The sequence below is a fragment of the Marinomonas rhizomae genome (assembly GCF_003315485.1).
In the GTDB taxonomy this organism is placed as follows: domain Bacteria; phylum Pseudomonadota; class Gammaproteobacteria; order Pseudomonadales; family Marinomonadaceae; genus Marinomonas; species Marinomonas rhizomae.
In genome coordinates this window covers 195,482-221,494 of sequence record NZ_QNSE01000007.1, presented here as the reverse complement: position 1 = coordinate 221,494, position 26,013 = coordinate 195,482, and the positions used below count along the sequence as shown (strand labels likewise).

23 protein-coding genes are annotated in these 26,013 nt (G+C 45.5%); 10 read left to right on the top strand and 13 right to left on the bottom strand.

Annotated elements, in window-relative coordinates; translation table 11 throughout:
- From DFP80_RS20655 to DFP80_RS10680, 3 genes are all read left to right on the top strand, one after another.
- A partial coding sequence (locus DFP80_RS20655; protein WP_181799886.1) for a hypothetical protein occupies positions 1-625 on the top strand: 625 nt, incomplete at its 5' end.
- A gap of 69 nt (positions 626-694) precedes the next feature.
- Positions 695-1,186 (top strand): REP-associated tyrosine transposase, encoded by a 492-nt coding sequence (locus DFP80_RS10685; protein WP_113916788.1) that lies wholly within the window; start codon positions 695-697, stop codon positions 1,184-1,186.
- Positions 1,187-1,493: 307 nt separating this feature from the next.
- A complete protein-coding gene (locus DFP80_RS10680) occupies positions 1,494-2,846 on the top strand; it encodes an MATE family efflux transporter (protein ID WP_258546981.1) in 1,353 nt (450 codons plus the stop codon).
- Positions 2,847-3,016: 170 nt separating this feature from the next.
- On the opposite strand, the gene DFP80_RS10675 is transcribed toward DFP80_RS10680, so the two are convergent.
- The 6 genes from DFP80_RS10675 to DFP80_RS10650 form a co-directional block, all read right to left on the bottom strand.
- Complete coding sequence (locus DFP80_RS10675) at positions 3,017-3,787, bottom strand: heme ABC transporter ATP-binding protein (protein WP_181799885.1); 771 nt, start codon at positions 3,785-3,787, stop codon at positions 3,017-3,019.
- Positions 3,788-3,813: 26 nt separating this feature from the next.
- Complete coding sequence (locus DFP80_RS10670) at positions 3,814-4,827, bottom strand: FecCD family ABC transporter permease (protein WP_113916785.1); 1,014 nt, start codon at positions 4,825-4,827, stop codon at positions 3,814-3,816.
- The gene (locus tag DFP80_RS10665; RefSeq protein ID WP_113916784.1) at positions 4,824-5,666 is read right to left on the bottom strand and encodes a heme/hemin ABC transporter substrate-binding protein; all 843 of its coding nucleotides are present in this window, start codon (positions 5,664-5,666) and stop codon (positions 4,824-4,826) included. Before DFP80_RS10665 ends, DFP80_RS10670 begins: the two co-directional genes overlap by 4 nt.
- Complete coding sequence (locus DFP80_RS10660) at positions 5,663-6,754, bottom strand: hemin-degrading factor (RefSeq protein ID WP_113916783.1); 1,092 nt, start codon at positions 6,752-6,754, stop codon at positions 5,663-5,665. Before DFP80_RS10660 ends, DFP80_RS10665 begins: the two co-directional genes overlap by 4 nt.
- 88 nt (positions 6,755-6,842) lie before the next feature.
- Complete coding sequence (locus DFP80_RS10655) at positions 6,843-8,987, bottom strand: TonB-dependent hemoglobin/transferrin/lactoferrin family receptor (protein WP_113916782.1); 2,145 nt, start codon at positions 8,985-8,987, stop codon at positions 6,843-6,845.
- Between the two features lie 319 nt (positions 8,988-9,306).
- Positions 9,307-10,818: a cobyric acid synthase gene (locus tag DFP80_RS10650; RefSeq protein WP_113916781.1), complete on the bottom strand. Its 1,512-nt coding sequence runs from the start codon at positions 10,816-10,818 to the stop codon at positions 9,307-9,309.
- 86 nt (positions 10,819-10,904) lie between these two features.
- Here DFP80_RS10650 and cbiB point away from each other — a divergent pair, with 86 nt between their 5' ends.
- The 6 genes from cbiB (at position 10,905) to DFP80_RS10620 (ending at position 15,193) form a co-directional block, all read left to right on the top strand.
- Positions 10,905-11,897: an adenosylcobinamide-phosphate synthase CbiB gene (gene cbiB, locus DFP80_RS10645; protein ID WP_113916780.1), complete on the top strand. Its 993-nt coding sequence runs from the start codon at positions 10,905-10,907 to the stop codon at positions 11,895-11,897.
- Positions 11,882-13,024: an aminotransferase class I/II-fold pyridoxal phosphate-dependent enzyme gene (locus tag DFP80_RS10640; RefSeq protein ID WP_113916862.1), complete on the top strand. Its 1,143-nt coding sequence runs from the start codon at positions 11,882-11,884 to the stop codon at positions 13,022-13,024. The genes cbiB and DFP80_RS10640 overlap by 16 nt, the downstream gene beginning before the upstream one ends.
- The gene (gene cobU, locus DFP80_RS10635; RefSeq protein WP_113916779.1) at positions 13,021-13,533 is read left to right on the top strand and encodes a bifunctional adenosylcobinamide kinase/adenosylcobinamide-phosphate guanylyltransferase; all 513 of its coding nucleotides are present in this window, start codon (positions 13,021-13,023) and stop codon (positions 13,531-13,533) included. The genes DFP80_RS10640 and cobU overlap by 4 nt, the downstream gene beginning before the upstream one ends.
- Positions 13,534-13,630: 97 nt before the next feature.
- The gene (gene gpt / locus DFP80_RS10630; protein WP_113916778.1) at positions 13,631-14,128 is read left to right on the top strand and encodes a xanthine phosphoribosyltransferase; all 498 of its coding nucleotides are present in this window, start codon (positions 13,631-13,633) and stop codon (positions 14,126-14,128) included.
- A 274-nt stretch (positions 14,129-14,402) separates the two neighbouring features.
- Positions 14,403-14,810: a DUF2914 domain-containing protein gene (locus DFP80_RS10625; RefSeq protein WP_113916777.1), complete on the top strand. Its 408-nt coding sequence runs from the start codon at positions 14,403-14,405 to the stop codon at positions 14,808-14,810.
- 50 nt (positions 14,811-14,860) lie between these two features.
- A complete protein-coding gene (locus tag DFP80_RS10620) occupies positions 14,861-15,193 on the top strand; it encodes a DUF1904 family protein (RefSeq protein WP_113916776.1) in 333 nt (110 codons plus the stop codon).
- A gap of 100 nt (positions 15,194-15,293) precedes the next feature.
- Here the strand turns inward: DFP80_RS10620 and astB are convergent, their stop codons facing one another.
- The 4 genes from astB to astA (DFP80_RS10600) all read right to left on the bottom strand — a co-directional run bounded on the left by astB (position 15,294) and on the right by astA (DFP80_RS10600) (position 20,356).
- Entirely contained in the window at positions 15,294-16,640 is a 1,347-nt protein-coding gene (astB, locus tag DFP80_RS10615; protein ID WP_113916775.1) for an N-succinylarginine dihydrolase, read from the bottom strand.
- Positions 16,641-16,694: 54 nt separating this feature from the next.
- Complete coding sequence (astD, locus tag DFP80_RS10610; RefSeq protein WP_113916774.1) at positions 16,695-18,167, bottom strand: succinylglutamate-semialdehyde dehydrogenase; 1,473 nt, start codon at positions 18,165-18,167, stop codon at positions 16,695-16,697.
- 52 nt (positions 18,168-18,219) lie between these two features.
- A complete protein-coding gene (astA, locus tag DFP80_RS10605; protein ID WP_113916773.1) occupies positions 18,220-19,272 on the bottom strand; it encodes an arginine N-succinyltransferase in 1,053 nt (350 codons plus the stop codon).
- Between the two features lie 70 nt (positions 19,273-19,342).
- Positions 19,343-20,356, bottom strand: a complete 1,014-nt coding sequence (gene astA / locus DFP80_RS10600) for an arginine N-succinyltransferase (RefSeq protein WP_113916772.1) — start codon at positions 20,354-20,356, stop codon at positions 19,343-19,345.
- Between the two features lie 153 nt (positions 20,357-20,509).
- Here astA (DFP80_RS10600) and DFP80_RS10595 point away from each other — a divergent pair, with 153 nt between their 5' ends.
- Positions 20,510-20,731 carry a DUF1653 domain-containing protein gene (locus DFP80_RS10595; RefSeq protein ID WP_113916771.1) on the top strand — a complete coding sequence of 74 codons (222 nt, stop codon included), beginning with the start codon at positions 20,510-20,512 and terminating at the stop codon, positions 20,729-20,731.
- 20 nt (positions 20,732-20,751) lie between these two features.
- On the opposite strand, the gene DFP80_RS10590 is transcribed toward DFP80_RS10595, so the two are convergent.
- From DFP80_RS10590 to DFP80_RS10580, 3 genes are all read right to left on the bottom strand, one after another.
- Positions 20,752-21,732, bottom strand: a complete 981-nt coding sequence (locus DFP80_RS10590) for a LysR family transcriptional regulator (protein ID WP_113916770.1) — start codon at positions 21,730-21,732, stop codon at positions 20,752-20,754.
- Positions 21,733-21,807: 75 nt separating this feature from the next.
- Positions 21,808-24,891, bottom strand: a complete 3,084-nt coding sequence (locus DFP80_RS10585) for an efflux RND transporter permease subunit (protein ID WP_113916769.1) — start codon at positions 24,889-24,891, stop codon at positions 21,808-21,810.
- Entirely contained in the window at positions 24,891-26,006 is a 1,116-nt protein-coding gene (locus DFP80_RS10580) for an efflux RND transporter periplasmic adaptor subunit (RefSeq protein ID WP_113916768.1), read from the bottom strand. Before DFP80_RS10580 ends, DFP80_RS10585 begins: the two co-directional genes overlap by 1 nt.
- Positions 26,007-26,013 lie beyond the last annotated feature (7 nt).

The following is a 26,013-nucleotide window of genomic DNA, read 5'->3' as shown; positions in this document are numbered from 1 at the left end:
TTGGTTGGGGTTGTCGGATCCCGCCTCGTTGCTCGTCTCATCCAATGGTTTGGTGGGTGTTGGGGGATGTGGTTGGTGGTTTCGTGGACTTGGTTGGGGATGTCGGATCACGCCTCGTTCCTCGTCTCATCCAATGGTTTGGTGGGTGTTGGGGGATGTGGTTGGTGGTTTCGTGGACTTGGTTGGGGATGTCGGATCACGCCTCGTTCCTCGTCTCATCCAATGGTTTGGTGGGTGTTGGGGGATGTGGTTGGTGGTTTCGTGGACTTGGTTGGGGATGTCGGATCACGCCTCGTTCCTCGTCTCATCCAATGGTTTGGTGGGTGTTGGGGGATGTGGTTGGTGGTTTCGTGGATTTGGTTGGGGATGTCGGAGCACGCCTCGTTCCTCGTCTCATCCAATGGTTTGGTGGGTGTTGGGGGATGTGGTTGGTGGTTTCGTGGACTTGGTTCGGGATGTCGGATCACGCCTCGTTCCTCGTCTCATCCAACCTACGGTTTGGTGGGGGTTGGGGGATGTGGTTGGTGGTTTCGTGGACTTGGTTGGGGATGTCGGATCACGCCTCGTTCCTCGTCTCATCCGACGAATTTGTTTTGTAGGGCAGATGAACGAGGCACGAGTGTGATCTGCCGTTGGAGGTTTGAGTGGGTAATGGGGTAATATAATTTCAAATCAATTAATTAGGTGGACAAGGATGCCCAACTATATAAGAAGTAAAAAACGTGGTGGTACGTTTTTCTTTACGGTGAATCTGCAAAACCGTCAGTCTTCTGTTCTTATCAATCATATAGATCTGCTCCGAGAAAGTGTTTCTTATGTTTTAAAGCGTAGGCCTTTCCATATTGTTGCGTGGGTCGTTTTACCAGATCATATACATGCAGTTTGGACGTTGCCAGAAGGTGATAATGATTATTCGCGACGTTGGCAACTGATTAAGCAGTTATTTACTAAAAAACTATGGGGCCTGACCGAGTTGCAACACACTGTTTGGCAGCCGCGTTTTTGGGAGCATGAGATCAAATCAGAAGATGACCTGAATAAACACATCAATTATTGTTATTTAAATCCGGTGAAACATGGTTATGTATCATCAACAGTTGATTGGCCTTATTCCAGTTTTCATAGAGACGTTAAGTTAGGATTATTTGATAAACATTGGAATGGAAATTTACATACATTCCCGTAGGGCAGATGAACGAGGAACGAGTGTGATCTGCCGTTGGGGTTGGTGGGGAAGCAAAATAAGGCTGACCAACGGTGCAATGTTTTGTGATCAGTGGTAAATTGCTTGGCTGTTTTATGTGAGACCGTTGCACGACTACTACGCGCGCCAATACAGCGTTAAAAATAGACTCAAAATGCTCATTTATAACCCATAAACTCTGCTTTCTCGTCTATTTTTGCCTTGTCTTGGCTTTGCTCGCTACTTCGTGCTTAGGTCTCTAGTGTTTTCTATGGATAGTCGGCGGTGATGTGTGGTTAAGCGTTTTCCAGTGTTAAAAGAAGTTCTGCATTTGTTGTTTCCGATGATCCTGACGATGACATTGGAGTTGTCGATTAGTGTGGTCGACACTATTATGCTTGGGCATTATAGTGCGTTGCATTTAGCGGCGGTGGGGTTGGCGTCGAGTTTATGGTTACCGGTTGGTTGCTTTTTGATTGGCGTCACTTTTGGTCTTACACCTTTGGTTACACGTCATTTGCATGGCCGACAACCAAAATTAGTAAACCTGTATATGTCGCAAGCAGTTGGCTTATCGGTTGTTCTTGGCTTATTAGCGAGTTTGATGGCTGTTTTCTTATTACCGTATTTTGCTAGTTTGATGGCAACGGAAGAGGAAACCAGACAAGTGACCGTTTCCTATTTGTATATCTTTGCACCTGCGCTTCCTATGTTGGCGTTGATGACCGCGTATAAAAATTTATTTGAAGCCGCCGGCCGTCCTGGTTTCCCTCTTTTTGTTGCCAGCTTTGGCTTGGTGCTGAATATACTGTTTAACTATGTACTGATTTTCGGTAAATTTGGTTTTCCTGAGATGGGCGCAAAAGGGGCCGCGTTGGCGTCTGCTTTGTCTTTGTATTTAGCGGTTTCTATGTTTTTTGTTTATGACCGCTTTATCAATAAAACCCCGCTATTTACTCGCTTGGTGTGGCGTTACACTCGCAAATTTTCGATTCTCCTGAATGTCGGCGCACCAGCAGGCTTTGCTTTTGCATTTGAGGTGGGGTTGTTTTCATCGATGACTTGGTTGATTTCATCTTTTGGCGATTTGGCATTAGGCAGTGGTCAGATCGTTATGTCTTACACTTCTTTCTTGTTTACCCCAATGATGGCGATGAGCGCTGTGACAGCGATTGTTGTGGCGAAAGCTATGTCCAAAGAAGGTGTTGATGGTGTTAAAAAACGCATCCGTGTGATCGTTTGGCTAGGGCTTTTTTATGTGAGTATTTGCTTTATTATCACTCAGACCTTTCATGATCAGATACCGTATATTTATAGCAATAATGCTGAAGTGGTGGCCTTGGCAGCGAGTATCTTGCTGATTTCTTCTTGTTATCAATTTCCTGATATGTTGCAAACTGTGTTTACGGGGGCCTTGCGAGGTTTCCGTGAAACCCGATCAACCATGATTGCTTTTGCTGTGTCTTTATTCGGCTTGAGCATTCCATTTGGCTATTGGTTATCTCATTATAGCCCTTGGGCTGAAACCTTGTCGTTACGAGGTTTCTACATTGGTTTGGGCTCGGGCTTAACCCTGCTAGCGGTGATTCTCATTGTGCGTTTTCAAATTGTATTGCGTCACTATGAAGGCAAACGTATTGCCTCGCCCAGGGAAGTGGCGTAGCTAAGGCTTTTCTGTCCCTTCCTCTTATCTTCAAGGGGAAGGTTAGGATGGGGTTGAGAAAGGCTTTTGACCCCCTCCCAGCCTCCCCCTTAGCAGGGGGAGGGGCGAAGCATTTTTGTTTTCCCCTTATTTTCAAGGGGTTAGGATGGGGGAGAGGGGCTTACTGTTAGTCACTGCCTAAACTGCCACTGGGGTAGCTGATTATCGGGATGAGCGAGACGAATTAAGTCTGCTTGATACGCGGTTTCTATGATGTGGCCTTGGGCAAGTTGTTGTGGTTTGCTATTAAAGGTGACTTTGCCTTTTTCTAGTAGAACCAGTTTGTCGCCATACAGGGTAGCAAGGTTGATGTCGTGCAGGATGCAGAAAATACCTAATCCTTTCTGGGCGAGGTTTTTAAGTAGCCTTAAGATACGCTGCTGCTGATGCAAATCCAATGCGGAAATAGGCTCGTCTAACAATAAGTATTTGCCTTTGTACCCCTGTGTTTTTGCTTCACATTGCTGGTCGGCGAATAGCTGAACCAGGACTCGTGCGAGTTGAATACGTTGTTGTTCTCCTCCTGATAGGCTGGCGTATTGGCGAGTTTCTGTGTCTGGCATCCCGACTTCAATTAAAGTGTTATGGATGAGTTCTGAGGCTTGAAAATCAGATAACGACCATGGTGCGAGCCCAAGGAAAACGACTTCTTTCACCGTTAACGCGAAAGGCAAATGTATTTGTTGAGTCAGTACAGCACGTTTTTTGGCAAGCTCGGCTAGTGACCAGTTTTCTAGAGGTGTGTCGTCTAGGGTTATGTGTCCGGCATCGGCCTGAAGCGCGCCTGAGCAGCATTTTAATAATGTCGATTTGCCTGCGCCGTTTGGCCCAAGAATAATCGTAAGTTGTCCTGGCTTGATGCTCAAAGAAACCTTATCTAATAAATTCTTTTCAGATCGCATAAGCGTGAGATCGCTGACGTTTAGCATTAACTTGTTTCTCGAATATTTTTTAATAGCAACCATAAGAAGAAAGGCCCGCCTAGTAAACTGGTGACTAAGCCAACGGGCAGTTCCGCAGGAATAACCAGTAATCTAGCTAAAGTGTCTGCACCTGTTAGTAAGCTTGCGCCCAACAAAGCAGAGCAAGGGATGACGATGCGGTTATCAGCGCCAAAGAGCATGCGAACGAGATGAGGAACCATCAGCCCAATAAAGCCAATAAGGCCAGTAAAGGCAACGGTGACGCCAACACACAAGGCAACAATGGCAATGAGTTTTATTTTGAAGCGTTCGACATCCAGTCCTAAGTAGCGCGCTTCATCCTCGCCAAGTAACAGCAAATTTAAGTTCTTAGATTGACGCCACACGTAGCAAAATAGTGGTAATAAAATGCTGGCAATGACCGCCACTTGTTCCCATCTTGATCCACCTAAATTCCCCATCGCCCAAAAGGTTAAGGCTCTTAGCTGCTCATCATTACTCATGTACGTTAGTAAGCCAGTTGCAGAACCTGACAGGGCATTGATCGCGATACCTGCCAAGAGTAAATGCAGCACGGAGACTTGCCCCTTGTGTTTGGATAGCTGAAAAATCAGCCAGCAGGTGAGTACCGCGCCTAGGAAGGCGGCCGCACTTTGCATATATGAATGTGCCCAAAGGGGTAAGTCGCCCGAAAAAGGGTTAAGAACAATCAGAATGCCAACGAAAACGGAGGCGCCAGACGAGACACCTAATAACCCAGGGTCTGCCAATGGGTTACGAAACAGGGCTTGCATTAATGCACCCGATACGGCGAGAGCTGCGCCAACCAATGCGGCCATGAGTAACCTTGGTAATCGGACTGTAATCAATATTTGTCGATCTATGTCATTTATAGATGCCCCTAAAACTTCCCGCCACGAGATAGAATAGGCTCCCTGAGTTAACGCAAATACCCCTGCAATAAACAAGGCGAGAATGAGAATAGGGTAAGGGATTTGTGAGGAAAGGACGCGCTTCATGGCGCCCAGTCTTCAAGTTGTTGATGAATAAGTTGAATGGCTTGAGGTGTTCTTGGCCCGAGCCCTAAAGCTAACAAGGCATCTAGTGAGATTAAGCGTTGGGCTTTTTCTGCCGGTGTCGAAGCCATTCCTGGTAAAGACCAAATAGCTTGCTCGCCAGCTCGCGTGAGACCTTGCTGAGTGACAACTATCGCATCAGGCCGAGCAAGCAGGATAGCTTCAGGAGTCAGTGCTTTGTAGCCTTTTATATTACTTACCGCATTGGTTGCACCTGCAAGGTGAAATAATGTATCTGGGGCTGTTCCTTTCCCAGCAACCATGGGGGCTCCGCCCATTTGCAGAACAAACAGTAGGCGAGGAGGGTGTTTCGCCCAAGATTTGGGGGTCGACAACTGATCGAAGGCTTGCTGAATATTATCTATTGCCTGTTTGCCTGCCATTTCTTTATCCAAGGCAAGAGCGACTTGGGCAACCTTATCTAGAATACCTTGTTTAGTATCTGGTGCATTGATGGAGACAATTTTTATATCAGTGTCTTTTAGCTGTTGCAGTACTTTAGCTGGACCTGCTGCTGGCGTGATGAGCAAGAGCTCAGGGCGAACGCTTAATACTCCTTCTGCTGATAGGGTGCGTTGATAACCCACTTTGGGCATTTGGGTGGCAGCATCCGGGTAAATGCTACTGGTATCACTGGCAACGAGTTGATTTTGCGCGTCTAATAAATAGACGATTTCTGTGACAGTGCCTCCAACACTGACAACTCGTTGGGCAACACTGAAAGTGCTGGTAAGGGACCCTAGCATTAAGAGGGCAAGAAAAATAAGTGGCTGTCGTTTCATGACCTTGTCTCCTGTTTGGTGCTTAGATTTATTACCTCTGCGACTATTTTTTGCCAAAGCGGCAGTTCGGGATTGCCTGGTTTTCGTTTGCCAAATAACGTTAAGATGGATTCGCCCTTGGCGTTGAATGCTTCGATCGATGTAATAATGCCATCATTACTTGGTCGCTTAATTGCCCAACTTTCGGTGATTAAATCTTCTCTTAGGTGCAAGTTAAAACCTGGATCTAAGACATTGAACCAAGGTCCTTGCTGCATCAAACGATGCACTTCGCCACTGAATATTTGAATGCAGCCTTTATTACCCACAAACACCATGATGCTGCAGTTTTCTTCTTGTGCAAGGGTGATAGCACTTTTAACGCTGTCTTGATCTAGTTTGGTTGCCCATTGCTCGCCAATTTGAGATAGCGCTTGCGTGCGAGAAAGTCCGTGCCTTTTAAGCATGCCATGGTATTCATGAACATCTTTGAGTTCAGACCATTCTAGGGCAAAACTCGCTTGGTCAAAATCAACAGGCAGCTTGCTAGCTGGCTCTTCTTCTGGCACTAAATAGGTTGGAACAAGGGGAGAAGGGTCGCAAAACTCAGTAATGAGAGCATCCCATTTTTCAGCGAGTGTATTGTCAGTTCGATACACCTTATGAACCGCAATGCCATGAGCGTTGAAAAATTGGATGCTGTGACGAGCATTTTCGACAACATGGAAGGCGCTGTGCCATTGACCAATAAAAAGTCGCAAGTCGATGTCTTCCGACAGCACGAGGCCCATGTTGCTTTTTTCCATAAAACTAAATTTATCATAAGTGCCAGTGGTTTCGTGTACCGCTTCATCATTGCGAGTGATGGTCATCACTTCACCGACGGTTTTTAGTTGGGCCAGTAGTTGCTGAAAGGGGGGCTTCATTGCCCATGTTTCTTCGCCTTGTCGACAAGCGACCAGCTCGCCTTCACTAATGTTGAGCTGTTTGGCAAGTTCCCGAGCGCGCGGCGCTTTACCTGATGAAATGGCTTCTAGGTATCGTGAATAGGTGGGGTGATGTGTTGCGTTTGTTGTTTTAATTTCAGGTGCTTCGTTCGTAGCTGACATAGGAATTCTCCGCTCATAAACAAGGGAAATACTCCCTTGTTTATTGTTTGGTTAACGATTGTTTAGTTAATAAAGGTCATGTGTGTCTTTAGAATGACAGTGTTGCATCTATGCCAAAGTTACGACCAGCACGTGTATAGCGATTCAGGTTAGTGCTCGTATTTGTTAGGTTTCGAATATCATTCCAATTTGTGTATTTCTCGTCGGTTAAATTGAAAAGCCCGGCATTAAAAGTGAGGTTTTGCGTTGGTTTGTAATAGGCCGTTAGGTCAACAAGGCTGTAATCCGAAGTGGCGAGCCATTGGTTACTGGTGGTGATGTCTTCTTTTTTCTTGCCAGATGCCCAGGTTAGGTTCAGTTTTCCACCCCATTGCTCTGATGGTGCATCATAGCCAAGACCAACGACGGCGCTAAGCGGTGATATACTGTCTAGCGGCTCATTGTCTTCTAGATTATCGCCTTCTGCGTAAGCGATAGCGCCATTCAGCATCCAGCCATCACCAATAGCATCAATGCTTTTCGATAGGTTTAGATTGCCTTTGAATTCAACCCCTTTTATCACTACATGATCCAGGTTTTGATTGGTGAACTCTCCAAAGCTAAAGGCCGCTGAAGTGCCTAGTGATACTTGCTCGATGAAATTCTTATAGTCATTATAGAATGCGGTGAATTCAGCAGATCCATAGGCATTTTGGGCGCGAATACCGGTTTCAATGAACAGGCTTTCTTCCGGTTCTAGATCTGGATTTGGGGTTATTTGGTAAGAGCCATAAGGAGTTGAGTTTGCGAAATAGTAATAAAGTTCGTCTAAGTTTGGTGCTCTAAAGCCTGTTCCTGTTTTCCCAAAAACAGAGTAGGTTTCGTTGATTGCAAAGTCGGCCGCTAGTTGTGCTGTTAGTGCTTCGTTTTCATTGTCTCCCCAGGAATCAATGTATTCGTCACCTGTTGTTGTGTATTTGTAGTTGTCGTAACGAATGGCCGGAACCAAGGTTAGCCTATCTGTGACCGCCCAGCTGTCCTCAATGTACAAACCAAAGATGTCTGCATCGGCGACAGGCGAGAAGCGAGACGCGGTGGTCGTGCCCGATACTGTGTTTTTGTTTAGGTTTTCTAATGACTTTTTGTCATAATTTAAGCCATAACGAATTTGATGGGCATCAATTTGCTTTACTAAATCAGCTTTTAAACTGCTACTTTCCTCATCATAAAAGCGATCAACGAGACGGTTGTTATTACTACGATATGTTTTGTTAGTGGTTTTGGTATCTTGATAATCGATTTGCCATTTTAGGCGGTCATATAAAGCATTGGTTTGTGTGTTCTCATGAAAAAAGCCAATACGGCGGCGGATAACCTTGTCGTCTGAGCTGTGTTGATCGGTTGCTGAACTTTCTGAAAATAAGTCAGACTCTGAGGTGCTGTGGAAGTATTCGCCGACCACACCAAGACGATTGTTGTCGTTCATTTGTAGCTGAACTTTGGCGAGTACATTGTTTGAACCTGTGTCAGCTGGGTCGACTGAAGCGCGCGTCACTCCCACTGTTTGATCTGATCCTGCGTCACCTTGATAGTTCTCGTTTTCATGACCATCTCGGTTTGTGTATACCAATAAGGATTCCACCTTGCCGGTACGATTTGCGATAGTTAGGGTTTGGCTGAATTCATCGGATGCGCTTTTGTATCCGGCTTTTAACGAGCCTGAGGTGTCATTGCCTGTTGCAGATAAAAAGCTGCTAGGTTCTTTTGTTCTGTATTTTACAACGCCACCAAGAGCGCCGCTGCCTTCTACTACATTACCACCTTTAATGATTTCTACAGATTCTAGAGAATCCATATCAACGGTATTTCGCCCTGTTCTTAAATATGTGCTGGTAGGGCCGTATGCATCGGCTTGTGCGACACCATCGACACTGATTTTGACTCGGTCGCCATCCAATCCTCGAATATTAACGCTACTGATGCCAAAGCGGGAATCTTGGCTAGCTTCTACACCTGGTTCGTAGCGAACTAGGTCATCTAAATTACGTGTTAATGTTTTTTCAATATCATCACTTTTAATATTAGATACCGAGCTGCCAACTTCGTTGTCAGGTTTGGCAAATGAATTGGCTTCAATTGTCAGAGTGTCTAATTGTGTTTCTTGCTCTGTAGCATCTGCGGAAAAAGCTGGTGATGCCGTGATAATTGCCAAAGCAAGGATGGTTAAAGAAGAAGGGATAGCCGTTTTTTTCATGTTGTTCTCATCAATAAATTAAGTCTTTCCTACTTTTTCGCTGCTAATCCTTTATGCGAATGATTATCACAAATATTTACCTTAAATAGAAATGAGTTTCATTAATATTTATTAATAAAACTAATGCGAGGGTTAACCTATTAGTTTTGTAGGGCTGATGAACGAGGCACGAGTGTGATCTGTCGTTGGGAGGAGGGATTGAAATGTCGGATCACGGTCGTTCCTCATGCCGACTGAGGGTTTTGTGGGGCGATGTCTTTGTTAAGTGTCGGATAATGGCCGTTCCTCCCTCATACCGACCTAGGGTTTGAGGTGTATTTTAATGAAATGCTCGGCATGTTTTGATTAGTGCATCTATGTCCATGTGTTGTTCTGTGCTGTCGGCGAGTCGGTTGATTTCACTGTCTCGGTATTGGTTGTAGTCGAATGCTGCTGCTTGATCGACGCCAGCCCAGTTTAGTAAGGCTTGCAGGGCTTCAGGGTGGTCGAACACACCATGAAGATAGGTGCCGATGATGCTGCCATCGTCTGAGATATAGCCTTCTTTCTCACTATTTTCTGTGTTTTTTTCGTTATTTAAGAGAGAGAAGTGGTTTATTGTTGCCGTGGTTGAAAAGTATGAAACGCCAGAGTGAATTTCGTAACCGGTGACGTGTGGGTAGCCATTGGAGTTAGTTGAAAAAGCGAGTTGCCCAGAACGTTGCTTGAGCTGCTTGTCCTCTTTCAATACTGTTTCCATAGGAATAAATCCAAAGCCGGCGGATTGGGTGTTGGGGTGTTGGTTTTCGAGCCCTAACGGGTCAAGTAGTTGCTCGCCAAGCATTTGATAGCCACCGCAAATTCCTATAACTTTGCCACCGTATCTTAGGTGTTTCTTCAAATAGTCTTCCCAGCCTTCTTGGCGTAAAAAGGCGAGGTCGCTTTGCACGCTTTTGCTGCCCGGTAGAATAACCAGATCCGTCGGAGGAATGCTTTCGTTGGCTCCAACAAGAGTGACTTGTACATCGGGGTGCAGGCGTAACGCATCCCAGTCTGTATGGTTGCTGGTGCGTGGCATGATGGGAATGACGATGTTTAACTTGGCGTTGGTATCGGTTTTTATTGGACTTTTGGCGACAGCGTCTTCGGATTCTAGATGAAAACCTTTTAAGAAAGGCAGTACGCCTAAAACGGGTTTGCCGGTGCGTTCTTCTAACCAATCTAAACCTGATTGCAGTAGGCTTATATCGCCACGAAAGCGATTAATAACAAAACCAATCACTCGATCCTGTTCGCTTTGGCTTAGCAAATCTAATGTGCCAACAAGGTGAGCAAACACACCACCTTTGTCGATATCTGCGATAATGATGACTGGACAATTGATGCTTTGGGCAAAGCCCATGTTGGCGATATCACGAGCGCGTAAGTTAATTTCCGCTGGGCTGCCTGCGCCTTCAATTAAGACGGCTTGGTATTGTTCGGCTAAGCGATGATAAGAATCCAACGCGGCGATTTTGGCGATACTTTTGTATTCGTGATAGCCCACTGCGTTCATGTTACCCACGGCTTTGCCTTGGATGATGACTTGCGCGCCTGTGTCTGTATTGGGTTTAAGCAAAATTGGATTCATGTCTACATGTGGTTCAAGCCCTGCGGCGTGGGCTTGCACGGCTTGGGCTCGGCCTATTTCGTTGCCATCTTGCGTGACGGCGCTGTTTAATGCCATATTTTGTGGTTTGAATGGCGCGACTTGAATTCCACGACGCAGAAATAAACGGCACAGCGCCGTGACCAATGTGCTTTTTCCGGCGTCCGAGGTGGTTCCTTGGATCATTAAACTAAAGGCTGGCATTCAGTATCATCACGCTTCAAATCAATAAGGTGATAGAATTCTACCTTACCTGCTCACCTTGTTAAGTGAAAAAACGACCTATATTTATGATCCTTTCTAATTTAGACCGTATTATCGAGACTTTTTTTGATGGCTTCTTAGCCTTTTCTTCTGGCACCAGTTTGATTTTGGTAGCCGCTCTGATAGTGGATCGTTTATTCGGCGAGCCAAAGACGTGGCATCCTTTGATTTGGTTTGGTCGTTGGGTGGATCTTTGTCGGAACCATACTCAGTTACCTTTAGAAGCCTCATATTCGCGTCAACGAATGGTTGGGGTATTGGCGTGGCTGGTGGCGGTTTTGCCTTGTTTGCTGATGTTATTGGTTCTGCTTTGGTTATTACCTAATTGGCTGGATACTCTTTTGTCTGTGTTGGTGTTGTATTTTGCCATTGGTTGGCAGAGTTTACGTGAGCATGCTTTGGCGATTTATCAGCCTTTGTCATCAATGCCGTTGACCAATGAAAAGCTGGATGAAGCCCGCCTTGCTGTGAGTTATATCGTTAGTCGTGATACGCAGAATTTGGATGAATCGGCCGTAGCGAAAGCAGGCATTGAATCTGTATTAGAAAATGGTAGTGATGCGATTTTTGCGCCGTTATTTTGGTTTCTTATCTTCGGTGCTCCGGGTGTGCTTCTTTATCGTCTTGCCAATACCTTGGATGCCATGTGGGGTTACAAAACAGAATCTTTACTGCATTTTGGTTGGTTTGCGGCACGTTTTGATGATGTATTGAATTATGTTCCAGCTCGTCTTGTTGTTTATACCTATGGGGCTTGTGGTCGATGGCATGCGGCGATTCGTAGTGCGCGACGTCCTTCTGCTCGTTGGAAAAGCCCTAATGCAGGCCCTGTGATGGCGGCAGGAGCGGGCGCGTTAGGGGTTCAGTTAGGTGGTGAAGCGCCGTATTTTGGCAAGGTCGAAACTCGACCAATTTTAGGCGAAGGTGATTTACCAACGCCTCAACATTTAAAAGAAGCCATTTGGCTAGTGGATAAAAGCGTATTTTTATGGGGATTGGTTATATGTCTGTTGGTGTAAAATCTTCTGTTGCAGATAGCGCTTCAAATATAGTGAATGGTCCAAACTTGGAAAGCACGCCACCGAAGCACGGTGGTGATCTGGCTTATTGGCAGCGTAAGGTTGGTAGTCTTGCATTAAATTGGTTGGATTTGTCTTCTGCCTGTAATCGTGAGCCTTGGCCGATTCCCGCAATAGCACCTTCCTTGTGGATGGATTTGCCCGATCAAGCGGATTTATTAGACGAAGCTGAGTGCTATTTTGGTCGTCGCCCCAATGCAATTGGCGCGGGATCACAACATATTATTGAGTCCTTGCCGCCTTTATTACGAGATCATAAGGGATTTATCCGTCAACGCGTTTTTGTGCCTCGTATTGGTTATCAGGAACATGCTTTTGCTTGGCAAAAGTGGGGGTTTGAGATTGCCTATTATGATGCTTTGGAAGAGCTGCTAGAACACAAGTGGTCTGTGGCGGTGGTGATTCAACCGAATAATCCAACGGGCGAAATCGCATCAGCTATGACCTTGTCTCGGCTGATGACTCACGCGGAACAGCAGGGTACGAGTTTAGTCGTTGACGAAGCCTTTATTGATGCGTGCCCTGAATTAAGCTTATTGAATCATCAACGCGGCCTGGATTTGAGTGAATCATTGTTTGTCATGCGATCGGTTGGTAAGTTTTTTGGCTTGGCAGGCGCCCGAGTAGGTTTTGTTTTTTGTGCGAAAAAATGGCAAGTCATGTTGAGAAACTTGCTCGGACCTTGGCCAGTGGCGACGCCAAGTCTGCATTTGGTGCGATTGGCTTTTGCGGATAAAGCTTGGCAGTTTCAAGCTTTGCAAGGTTTAAAAGTACGACAAGCCGCTTTTGTTGAGCGTGTAATTCCAAAATTTAATACCATTTTTGATTCTCAAGATTATGTATTAAGCCCTCTATTTATCACTTGGTTTCTTGATAGTGATGAGTATGCTGCGCAAGTATTTGAAATGTTGCATCAAGTTGGTGTTCACACCCGCTTGGGTGACGGCTGGATTCGTGTTGCGTTACCAGCGCTTGATGAAATGGATGCTTTAAACAGTGCGTTGATTCGCCTATTGAAAACGGCAGGAGGCCAAACGCAGGGCTTTTTCAGGGGGCAGCTCGCATGAAGCATCTTGTATTAGGTGGTGTTCGTAGTGGTAAAAGTGCTTTTGCTCAAGAGCAAGTGGCAGCGTGTGGCAAACCAGTGTGCTATGTAGCGACGTCGCAAGTATGGGATGCCGACATGGCAGATCGGGTTCGTTTGCACAAGGATAACCGTCCAAAAGAATGGCGATTAATAGAAGAGCCAGTGTCACTGGCAAGTGTTTTGCATTCACTTAATTCGCCTGATCAGGCTGTAATTGTGGAATGTTTTACCTTATGGATGACGAACTTATTGGGCCTAGAAAATGAGGTTCGCCTGGAAGAAGAAAAACAGGCGTTGTTAATGGCTATTGAAGTTTTCGAAGGGGATTTGGTGCTGGTGTCGAGCGAAGTGGGTTTAGGTATTATGCCGATGAATGCATTAGCTAGACGCTTTGGTGATGAGGCAGGTGCAATGAATCAGGCGTTAGCTGAATTGACCGATCGGGTAACTTTTGTTGCGGCCGGACTACCATTACCGCTAAAATCCTAATCTTTTATTTTCACTCAATCTTTTCTTGTATTGTGGTATCCCTTTAGGGCACATAATTGAGAAATCAAAACCAATAGCGAAAGGCGTAGGAGCTTTGATGACCCCTTATTCAAAAGATTTTCCGGTATCTTGGGAAGAGTTACACAGGAATGCTCGTGCTTTGTCTTGGCGTTTGCTTGAGCAAGGACCTTGGAAGGGTATTATCGCAATCACTCGTGGCGGCTTAGTACCGGCAGCGATTCTATGTCGTGAAATGGATATCCGCCTGATCGATACTATTTGTATTGTAAGTTACGGTGAGGATGAAAAGGGTAATGGCGCTATGAAGCAAGGCGAGCTTAACGTTTTGAAGGGCGTAGAGGGCGACGGTGAAGGCTTTATTCTGATTGATGATCTGGTTGATACCGGACGTACCGCAGCAAAAGTACGTGAAATGTTGCCAAAAGCACATTTTGCCACCATTTATGCAAAACCCGCCGGCAAGCCATTGGTAGATACTTTTATCACCGAAGTTAGTCAAGATACATGGATACGTTTCCCTTGGGATATGGAATATACCTTTTCAACGCCTTTAGCTGACCGTCAAGGAAAGTGAGTATTTACTTCATATACACGTATTTCCTCAAAAAATGCCTTTCTAAAAAGTCCAAGTAGATAGTGAGTTATCGTTTGACACAAAAGAAATGAGAGTGCTTGCAAAATTACACAAAACTCTCGTTTCTTTTACACAGTTTTCAGCTAACTTTGTGGTTATATTCTTCTCTGAATTAGAGCAAAAGAGCCGTTAAATACTCTATTTCATTCACGCATTTTTAATGCAAACACTTTTTGTTAAGTGCACTTTTTGTTAAGTAAAATAGGATTTTAATATGTGGCAAACGTTAACTAGAGTTGTTTTAGCGGGGATCTTATCGTTTGCGATGACATTACCCGCTTGGGCTGAAGGGACTGTGGCGCGTGCCCAGTTTTCAACCGATGTGGTGGATCGTGAACCTGTTGATGATATTGGTTCAACCGTAAAAGTAGAGTATGGCGAAATACAACGAGTGTATTTCTTCACTGATCTACGTGACATGTCCGGCAGCCAAGTTGTTCACCGCTGGAAGTTGGATGGTGAAGATCAAGCAGACGTAGGATTTGATATTGGTGGTGATCGTTGGCGTGTATGGTCAAGTAAACGACTCATGCCAGGGTTTGATGGTAAATGGAGTGTCGAGGTCGTTCAGGATGGTCAAGTGGTCGAAACTCGTACTTTTGATTATGTAGATGAATACTAGTAAATAAGGCATTATTTACCGCGAATGTTTAATAACGACTAAGGATTTATATGCCTCATATACGTGTTCGAGGGCTAGCCTTTGACGAGTTAGAATCTATCGGCGATATTTTGATAGAGAATCTTGCTGAGATTACAGATACGCCGAACTCGCATTTTACCCTAGAATACCAAGCAGCAACCTATCTTGTGGTCGGTGGCGCTTCCCCTGCGTATCCCTTTTTTGATGTTTTATGGTTTGACCGAGGCGAAGAGGTGAAACGTAAAGTCGCGTTAATCATCGAAGAATTGGTTAGACCTTTGGTAGACAGTGGACAAGACATTACAGTGTTGTTTCATGATTTACAGGGCAAGGATTACTATGAGAATGGTGAGCACTTCTAAGACAGTAACCCCCTCCAGCCTTCCCCTTAGCAGGGAGGAGCTAAGGCATTTTTGTCCCCAACCCTTGGTCGGGGAGTAGCATTTAGTTGGGTTGATAATCCTACCGCTGAAATTCGTAGACGCTTCCTAAGTTCATTATCTGAGTCAGTTCATCCAATGCGTTTCGACTTTCGATTAATAGCTGAGGGTCAGCCAAGTCTTTTTCGTGTAGTTCGTTGCGGTAATGCTTGTCGACCCAAGTATTCAAACGCTCAAACAAGGTATCGTTCATTAGCGTCGATGGATTAATGGCTTGCTGTTCAGCTTGCGTTAGGGCGACACGAAGTCGAAGACAAGCCGGGCCACCGCCGTTACTCATACTTTGCTTGAGGTCGAAGACTTTGATCTCATTGATTGGCGATTGGCCAGTCACTAGGCTATTCAAATACGCCCAAACGGCTGGATTATTTTCGCACTCTCCTGGTACAACTAAAATCATGTCATCGTTGCCACGGCTTAATAACTGGCTGTTAAACAGGTAAGACTGAATACAGTCTTGTACTGATACGGCATTGCTTGGTACTTCAATTAGGTGAAATTTAGATGCTCTGTCTCCCCAAGCGGCAAGCAGATCTTGCTTCATTTTAGCTGTGTCTAAGAAAGCTTCTTGATGGTAAAAGTGCGCGTTGCGATTACCTACAGCGATGACGTCGTTGTGGAAAACACCTGCGTCTATGACGTCTGGGTTTTGCTGTGCGTAAACCACTTGGTCCGCTAATAAACCATGACGTCGAGCAACCGCTTGTGATGCCTCTAAGGTGTGACGAGCCGGAAATTTAGCAGGTTTAGGAGCGCTGTTGTTGAACGCTTCCATACCATATACAAAAAATTCGATGCCCTGTTCGCCATAACCATGACAAAAGCGAGTGTGGTTGGCTGCGCCCTCGTCACCGAAGTGGTCAACACTCGGTAGTGCTGGATGATGAACGAAGTGTTTATCGTCACTGAAGGTCGCTTGCAAAATCGCACCTGTGGTCTCGTGTTCGATGGAACGATGAAACTTATTCACTAGGTTTGCAGGCGTGAAATGCACTCGCTGGTCGCTGGTATCTCCGCTTGGGGATACTGTTGCGGCATTGGCTGTCCACATGCATGACGCGGAGCTAACGGCAGCAAGTAGCTTAGGTGCTTGTTTGGCAGCTTGCTCTAATATGTTGGCATCACTGCCTGAAAAACCTAAACGGCGCAAGGTTGGAATATGAGGACGTTCATGGGGGGCCAGTACGCCTTGTACAAAGCCCATGTCAGCTAAGGCTTTCATCTTTACTAAGCCTTGCTTTGCCGCGGCTTTCGGATTGGATGGACGTGCCGAGTTATTTAATGAAGCGACATTACCAAAAGATAGGCCGCTGTAGTTGTGGGTTGGGCCCACTAAGCCGTCAAAATTGGCTTCTGTCGCTGTGTTCATAATTACCTCTGCTTATAGCTGAATCTAAGTTGTCTGTTCTATTGTCTAGCGGTTTTAAAGCTTTATGCCGTGTCCTAGTTTTTCTGGCATGGTTAAGCTATCGGCCTCAATGCTAGCAACTGGGTAGGCGCAATAATCGGCGGCGTAGTAAGCGCTTGCTCTATGGTTACCACTGGCACCTGTACCACCAAATGGTGCGTTGCTTGATGCGCCTGTGGTTTGGCGGTTCCAATTAATAATGCCAGCACGGCTGTGCTGTAAGAACCATTCGTACTCGGCTGCATCGTCGGATAAAAGGCCGGCAGACAGACCAAACTTGGTGTTGTTGGCAATGGTCATGGCTTGATCCAAAGAGTCATAGCGAATCACCGTAAGCAATGGACCAAAGTATTCCTGATCTGGAAGCTCGTTTAGTATACTTGTGGCATCAATAATACCAGGTGTGACAAAGCCGGTTTGGCTGTCGCCACGTGTCATTTCTAAAATCGGAGAGGCGCCTAATTTGATTAGTTTTTGGTAAGCCTGCAGTAAACCATCGGCTGCTTGGGCTGATACTACAGGGCCGATGAAAGGTTGTTCGACGGCATCGAAACGGTCAATTTTTAGGGCTTTTGTCGCGGTGACAAGTGACTGCAAAATTGCGTCGCCTAACGGGCCTTTCGGCAATAATAAACGACGGGCGCAAGTACAACGTTGTCCTGCTGAGATAAAGGCTGACTGGATTATTTCATGGACGGCTGCTCGTTGGTCTGCCACTTTATCAGAGACTAATAAGGGATTATTACCGCCCATTTCTAATGCCAAGATTTTGCCCGGATGACCGGCAAAATCTTTATGTAATATATGGCCTACTTGTGGGCTGCCGGTGAAAAATAATCCGTCAATTCCGTGGTGATTGGCCAAAGCAACGCCCGTCTCACGTTCGCCCTGAATCAAGTTAAGTACACCAGCAGGTAAGCCCGCTTTTTCCCATAACTGAATGATTAAATCTGATGTCGCTGGTGCTTGTTCGCTGGGTTTAAAAACCACTGTGTTTCCGGCAATCAGTGCTGGCACTATGTGGCCATTGGGCAAATGTCCGGGGAAATTATATGGGCCGAATACCGCAACCACACCATGAGGGCGATGGCGTAATCGAGCCGTGGCACCTGGCATAGGCGTGGTTTTTTCACCTGTTCTTTCATGATATGCCTGCTTGGATATCGCCACTTTGCCTACCATAGCCGCAGCTTCGGTACGAGTTTCCCAAATAGGTTTGCCAGTTTCGCGGCTGATAACCGTCGCAATTTCTTCGCTATGCTCTTTTAGCAATTCTACGAAGGTTTCAATAATCGCCATACGTTCTTCTAAAGGGCGATTCGCCCAACTAGGAAACGCTGTGCGAGCGGCATTGATGGCTAAATCTACTTGGCCAGACGTGGCGGTGTTGGCTTGCCATACTAAACTGGCATCTGCTGGGTCGATAGAAGAGAGTAGTTGGCCTTCGCCTGCTACCCATTGACCGTTGATATATTGTGCTTGTTTCATGGTGACTCCTGTTAATTCGTGCGTTTTTATTTCCAGTAAAGGCTAAACACACTTATCTTGAATAGGGTGATAGTTCCACGATTCGAACGGGTTCTTTGTTTGTAATGCTGAGTGTGTCAGCTTCTTCTTGGGTCAAGGTCATAGCGCTACCAGGTGGTATTGAACGTTGAATCAAAATGCAGCGAAAATCCTTCACTTTGGCATTAGATACTAGATAGTAATTCCCTTCGCTCTTGCTTGTAGAGGTACTTTTCGGCTGGCCTATGTTTGCAAGGCAAAGTCGGCTGTCTCGGACGGCGCGAATGTCTTGAACTCGAGCTTCCAAACTTGGGCCGCCGTCAAAAATATCGACGTAATTTTCGTAGCGAAAGCCTTCTTGCTCTAGTAGCCGACGAGCCGGAATGGTGTTTTGATGAACTTGACCCAATACGTCACGGGCTTCTTGTGGCAGCAAGTTAACGTAAACTGGGTTGTTTGGCATAAGTTCAGCAATAAACTGCTTGTTGCCCTGAGACGTAAGCTCATCAGCCTCTTTGAAGTCAATAGAAAAAAAGTGACGACCAAGGCTTTCCCATAAAGGGGAAATACCATTTTCGTCACTAACGCCACGCATTTCTGCAAAAACTTTTTCGGTAAAGCGTTCGGGAAATTGTGCCATGAACATAAAACGGGCTTTAGAAAGTAGTTGACCGTTTTTTGAATGACGATAATCCTCTTCCAAAAACAGTGTGCAGATTTCACTGAATCCAGTGAAATCATTATTGAGTATTAGGGTTGGAACAGCGTTATGTACACCAAGTTCACGAGATGCATGGGTAATGGTACCTAGGTGATAGCTGTAAAAGGGCTCATCAAGGCCAACGGTTGCTAATATGCCACAGGTACCAACGATGTCGCCTGTTGTCGTGTCCTCAAGTACCATCAAGTAGTCTTCATTATGTGGTTTGCTGATATTCTCTTTGTTAAAAGAACGCACGGCTCCGTCGATTTTCTTTTGCAGAGTGGCTTCGTCAGACACCAGAGAGGTAAAACCAATGCCGGTTTTTTCTGCAAGCCGATATAGTGACTTTAGGTCATTCTGAGAGATGGGACGTATGACCATCATGATGGTGTTCCTCGTATTTAATTAAGCTGCTTTTGACGGTTATTAAGGCCAAGCAGGCGGTTATTATTGTTTATAGGGCAACCCACTGGATGCGTTTTCCTGTCGTTATTCCCAATCTTTCTTGAGTCGTCTTTTCTACGGCTAAGCCTGCTACTTGTGGTTCGGCAGGCGCGGCTGTGACTCTAAAGCTTTCTAAATGTCCTGCTGAAATCAGGTGTATAGCGCCTTTTGATGTTTCTGTTAGTGACAGAGCTTTGTCTGTTTTTTGGTTGACGATGGTATGTAGGCTTTCTGTTCTGGCTTCAATACTTGGGCCAGCATCAAAAATGTCTACATAGCCACGGAATTCGAAGCCTTCATCCAATAATATATCGGCGCTTTGTCCTGAGTCTTCATGCACGACGCCAATGGATTCTTGTGCGGCCTCTGGTAAAGTCGGAACATAAATCGGGTAGCGTGGCATTAATTCCGCAATGAAGTTTTTATTACTCACGCCGGAAAGATAGTCGGCTTTCTTGAAGTCCATGGTAAAAAAGTGTTTCCCCAAGGCATCCCAAAAAGCAGAGTAACCCTGCTTGTCACTTTCACCGCGTAACTCGGCAAATAAGCGCTTGGTAAAACGTTCTGGATAGCGAGCAATAAAAAGTAAGCGTGCTCTGGATAATAAAGACATGGCAACGGAATTCTGGTGAGCTTTGTCGACCACTAAGGCGATGAGTCGACTGGTTCCGCTGTAGTCATGGCATAAAAAGAGAGCCGGAATGCGATTATGAATTTGTAGTTGTGGCGACGCGTGAACCACTTCATCAATTCGATAGCTATAAAATGGGGTATCCACTCCGACCATGGCGTCGATACCGCAACAACCAACAATTTGTTCATTGCTGGTATCCACCAACACAAACAAGTAGGATTCGTCGCCTGGCTGTATAACATCGGTTTGAAAAGAGCGGCGCGAAGAGGCGATTTTGTCGTTGAGACGTTCTCGGTTTGCTGGAAAATTTGTAATACCAATGCCTGCTTGTTGGGCAAGGCGTTCCAGTGCGGGAAGATCTGCAAAATCAACTGGTCGTACTAGATACATAAAAAATCCTAGAAATGGGTTAGGGCCATAATATGTGAGTATTATGGCTGAGTTATGTAAGACGTGTAAGAGAAGAACTTTCGCATTAGCGACAGGTTTTTCTAGATATTGGCTAATTATGGTCGATTTTTAAAAAGTATAGAGGTTTTTAATATGAAGGCGGGCGTTTATCAGCATTATAAAGGGGCGCTTTATTGGGTTGAGCGAGTGGCCACACACAGCGAAACAGAAGAGGAACTGGTGATTTATCAGGCCCTGTATGGCGAATTTGGCTGGTGGGCAAGACCCTTAAGCATGTTTCAAGAAACAGTTGAAATAAACGGTGAAAGAATCCCGCGTTTTGACTGGCTTAGAGCCGAGCGCAACGCGGACTAGTACTCTTAAACATGGATGTATTAAGTTGGCGGGTGCATCCATGGCGACTCGCGCATAAAGTAAATGATTTGCTCTCGTAACCAGCGATGAGCAAGGTCGTTGTTAAAGCGTTCATGCCAGAAAATGTGGATAGGGTGTCGACCATTGTATTCGTCTAGATCTAATACTTCTTTGGGGATTGGTAATAATTTTACGGGATAAAAATGGGCTTTCTCACACATCACTTGTAAGAATAAATCTCCAATTGAGCGAGAGGTGACAAGTGCCATGCCTCTTTTTACTGCTTGCATTGCAACCATTAGACTATCTGTTTCTAGATTCGGCTGAATTATATGTCCTTGTTGTTTTAATTTCTGTTCTGTTTTTGAAAAAGAGCTGCGTCGGTTAGGGCGTAAGTGATGTGTTACTACTTTATGAGATAGTAGCTCTGTAACGGTTAATTCTTCTTTATGATAGAGCGGGTGCGCTTCGCTTAATATAATGCAAGCTTCCATGTAGCCTATGAGTTTACTGCGAACGTTACCTGGTGTGTCATTGATGCGCATGATTCCCAAGTCTACATTGCCTGAAATGAGCTCATCTAAGTGAGAATCCCCCCATGAACTTATGGCTAATCGCATGCATGGTGCTTGATATTGTAAGGATGCCAATAGTGGCTCGATAAAGTTTTCTAAGTCCCCTTCGTCCACACGTAGTTTAAAACGCCGATCCAGATTTGTTAAGTCTAGGGAGTTCGGGTTCATTAACTCAGAAAGAGAATTTAAAATGGGCTGAATTAAATCGTGTAATTCAGAGGCTCGCGCGGTTGGGCTTAGGCCATAAGCTTGGCGAGTAAAAAGAGAGTCTTTAAATAATTCTCTAAGACGCTGTAAGCTTTTGCTTAGTGCTGGTTGCGTTACTCCAAGTCGTTCAGCAGCGCGAGATACGCTGCCTTCTTCCATAATGGTAACGAACGCGACGAGTAACTTAATATCCAGTTTTAAGATTTCGTCTAAATGCATCATCTTCTCCATGATTAAAGCGGAATTGCGCCTTGCGACAATCGCAAGACGCTTTTTCCGTAAGTGGATGCTCTACTAGAAGTCCTTATGAGAGCGATATTTTACTCGGAACAACATGGCGTAGAACACAGGCACGGCGATCAAGGTCAAGATAGTGGCAAAGCCAAGACCGAAGGATATCACCACCGCCATGCCTTCAAAGAAAGCATCAAATAGCAATGGAATCATGCCTAAAATAGTCGTGATGGCGGCCATACAAACTGGACGTACACGACTGACGGCTGAGTTGAAGATGGCTTCGTATGTCTCAGTGCCTTGCTCCAATTCATAGTTAATTTGGTCTGCTAGTACGATGCCGTTTTTCACCGTCATCCCTGACAAACTTAAGAACCCAAGCAACGCCATGAAGCTAAATGCGGAGTTCATCACCAACAAACCAGTCGACACACCAATTAACGCCAGCGGTACACAGAACCAGATGGTGAGTGGTACACGAACCGAGTTAAATAGCAGAATGGTAATGATGAACATGAATAGGTAGCCCATCGGCAAGGCGCTGAAAATGTTCGCCTGTGCGTCGGTGCTGCTCTCGTATTCACCACCCCATTCTAAGCTGTAACCCGGTGGTAGCTCGATGGCTTCAATTTTGTCCTTGGTACGGTTAAAAATCGCCATCGCGGTTTCGTCACCAAGAATTTTCGGATCGGCCATGACTGTGATGGTACGTTTACGATCACGACGTTCGATAATCGGATCTTCCCATACGGTTTCAAAGCCAGAGACCAGGGTAGACAGTGTTACATAAGAGCCGGAAGCTGGGCTGTAAATTTGCAGATCTCGGATCTGGTCAATCGACATGCTTTCGCTTTCTGGCGCTTTACGAACGATAGGTAACAAGTCTGTCCCTTCACGGTATAAGCCAATTTGCGAGCCGGTGAAGTTGGTCAATAAGACTTCGTCCAGTTCAGTTTTACTGATGCCTAGGCGACGAGCTTGAGCATCATTAAAGATAGGACGTAATACCTTAACAGGCTGACGCCAATCGTCTTTGATACTTTCGAGTCCACCGTCTTCACGATAAACCTGTTGAACTTGAGCGCTGAATTGACGCAGCATTTTTGGATCAGGCCCACTAATACGGGTTTCCAATTTTGCGCCACTTGCTGGCCCTAATTGCAAACGTTGTAGCTTCACTTCTAGCTCTGGGTATTCTTCCTGCATCTTGTGATACAGGTCTTTTAATAGGCCTGGGATCTCTTCTTTGGTTTTCGTACGAACAATGAATTGAGCGTAACTGGAGTTAGTTTGCTCGGCATTGTAGGTCAGCATGAAACGCAAAGCACCTTGACCTGTGGTCGAGGTTACGAACTCAATACGGTCGTCTTTCAGTAAGTCTTTCTCAATCACGCGTACTTTATCGTAAGTACTGTCGATGTGAGTACCTTCTGGCATTTGAATGTCCATATAGAACATTGGTGTAGTAGAAGGGGGGAAGAAAGCTTGTTTAACAAATTGGAATGCCCAACCAGCGGTAAACAAACTGCCAACCAATAGAATGACAGTGACCCAACGGTAATGCATGGCTTTGTCGAGTAGCCATTTATAAGCGGTAAAGATAAAGCCCTTGTATGGATCGTTTTCTTCCGAAGAGTCTCCTTCTTGCTGAGCTTGTTGGATTTGATCTTTGAAGAAAAGGTCACAGAAAAAAGGCGTCAGCGTAATGGCGGTAATCCAGCTTAAAAGCAGTGAAATGAGCAATACGTAGAACAAGGAACCAACGAATTCACCGACGGAGTCTGGTGATAAACCAATTGGCGCGAAAGCTGTAATGGCGATAATTGTCGCGCCAAGAAGAGGCCACTTGGTCTGTTTTACGACGTCACTGGCAGCTTGTAGTTTGGTTTTACCGCGCTGCATGCCAATCAATACACCTTCGGTGACAACAATGGCGTTATCCACCAACATCCCGAGCGCAATGATCAAGCCGCCAAGGGAAATTCGTTGTAAATTGATCTGGAAATAATCCATCACAATAAAGGTGCCTAAAATGGTCAGTAACAATACGATACCAATGAGGATACCAGAGCGAATCCCCATGAAGACCAAGAGCACTAAAATAACGATGCCAACGGCTTCTACTAGGTTGAGTAGGAAGTTTGCTACCGAACGATCGACCTCTTTTGATTGGAAATAAATCGGGTCCATACTAATACCAACGGGTTGTTGGTATTGTAATTCGTCAATGCGTTTTTCAAGGCGTTCGCCGATCTTTACTACGTTAACATTGCTAGAGAAGGACACACCAAGAAGCAAAGACTCAGCTCCATTGAAATCGACAATGTGGGTTTTCGGTTCCACGTATTCTCGTTTGATCGTTGCTATGTCTTTTAAACGAATAAGGTTGCCATCAATTGGTGTCCCGACAATGAGGTTTTCCAACTCAGAAATGTCGTTGAATTCCCCTGTTGGGCTGATACGAACATATTCGCTGCCGACTTTTACTCGACCTGCGTTAGACACACTGTTTTGGTTGGCTAAAAGCGTCTGTAATTCGCTAGGTGCAATGCCCATATTGGCCATTTTAGAGCGAGAAATCTCAATCGACACTTGTTCGTCTTGTTCGGCCGCGACAGTAACTTTTGCCACACCTTCCACCAAGACTAACTCTCGTTTTACATAATCCACGTAGTTTTCGAGATCTTTGTAAGGATAGCCTTCGCCATGAATGGCCAGCATAACACCGTAAACGTCACCGAAGTCATCTAAGACCACAGGTGTGTTGACTCCAGATGGAAAGCTGCCGGTAATGTCACGAATTTTCTTACGAACTTCGTCCCATATTTGCTTTAGCTGCTCCGCACGATAAGTGTCTTTGATGGTTAATTGAACTTTTGAATAACCCGCTTTAGAGGTCGACACAATTTTGTCAACGTAAGGCAAGTTTTGTAGTTCCCGCTCAATCGGATAGGTGACTTCCTCTTCCACTTGTTCTGGTGAGGCGCCAGGGTAGGTGGTTATGATCAAGGAGTCCTTGATGGTGAAGGCAGGGTCTTCAAGCTGACCTAAATTGGTAAAGGCGATGACACCACCGATTAACAAAATAAGCGTCACCATCCAGCTGGTGACTTTGCGTTTTATAAAATAAGCAGCAATATCCATTATAGGCCTCGCTCACGTGTCCAAGGGCGAACTTCCATGCCATCGGTTAAGCTGTGAACACCAGCGGCAACGACTCTTTCGCCAGCGCTTAGTCCTTCAATGATCTCAACCTGATTGCCTTCTAAAGCACCCAGTGTAACTTCACGAGCCTCTACTTTATGGCTGTCGCTGTTAAAAACCCAAACGGTGCTGTTGGCTTCGCCTGTTTGTGTATTCTCATGGCGTAATACCGCTTCAACTGGAACCGTAATATGACGTTTTTTGCCCAATAGAATGCTGACATCAATGTCTACGTTGGCGGTCATACCTGGTAATAGAGTGTGTTGGTTTTCATCGTTGCGAATCAAATGCATAGTCACTTCATACGCCATTGTGGTCGCGTTTGGTGAGGTGTTGTGCTCTTTGTACGCCGCATGGAAGACTTCTGTGGGTGCCACATCGACAATAACACGAGGGCGGTAGTCTGAATGGGTGCTTTTGATGCTAACCACTAAGCTTTCAGGTACTTCAAAATCAACGTCCAAATTCTCGATGTCTTGCATGTGCATTAATGTTTGAGCTGCACTGACATACTGGAAATTCTCTGTGTCTACATTTGAAATGACACCATTAAAGGGCGCGTATACCTTGGTGTATTTAAGTTGGTTACGGGCACTCTGAAGGGCATTGTTTGCTTGATCTAACGTGGCTTTGGTTGAATCATATTGAGATTTAGTCGTCGCGTTTTGTTTTAGCATGGTTTGGATGCGTTTGAATTGTGCTTCGGCCAAACGTTGATTAGCTTCCGCCAGCTCAACCTCAAGTTTAAAGTCTGTGGTGTCAAGAGAAGCGAGCAAATCGCCTTTTTTTACTTTCTGACCCGCAACCACGTTTAGGGTATTCAATTGACCGCCAACGCGAAAAGCAATGTCCGTTTCTTCACTGGCCTGCAGTTCTGCGGGAAAACGTCGAATGTTGATCGCGTCTGTTGATTGGATTGTCAGTAATTTAGCAGGTCGGATGATTTCTTTTTCAACGCTAGTCTCTTCAGGGCTTTCGGATGAACAGGCCGTCAGAAATAGCGAAGTCGCTAAGGTGACGCCCATCATCATATTCAGTCGCTTTGCGCGTGTCATTGGTTGC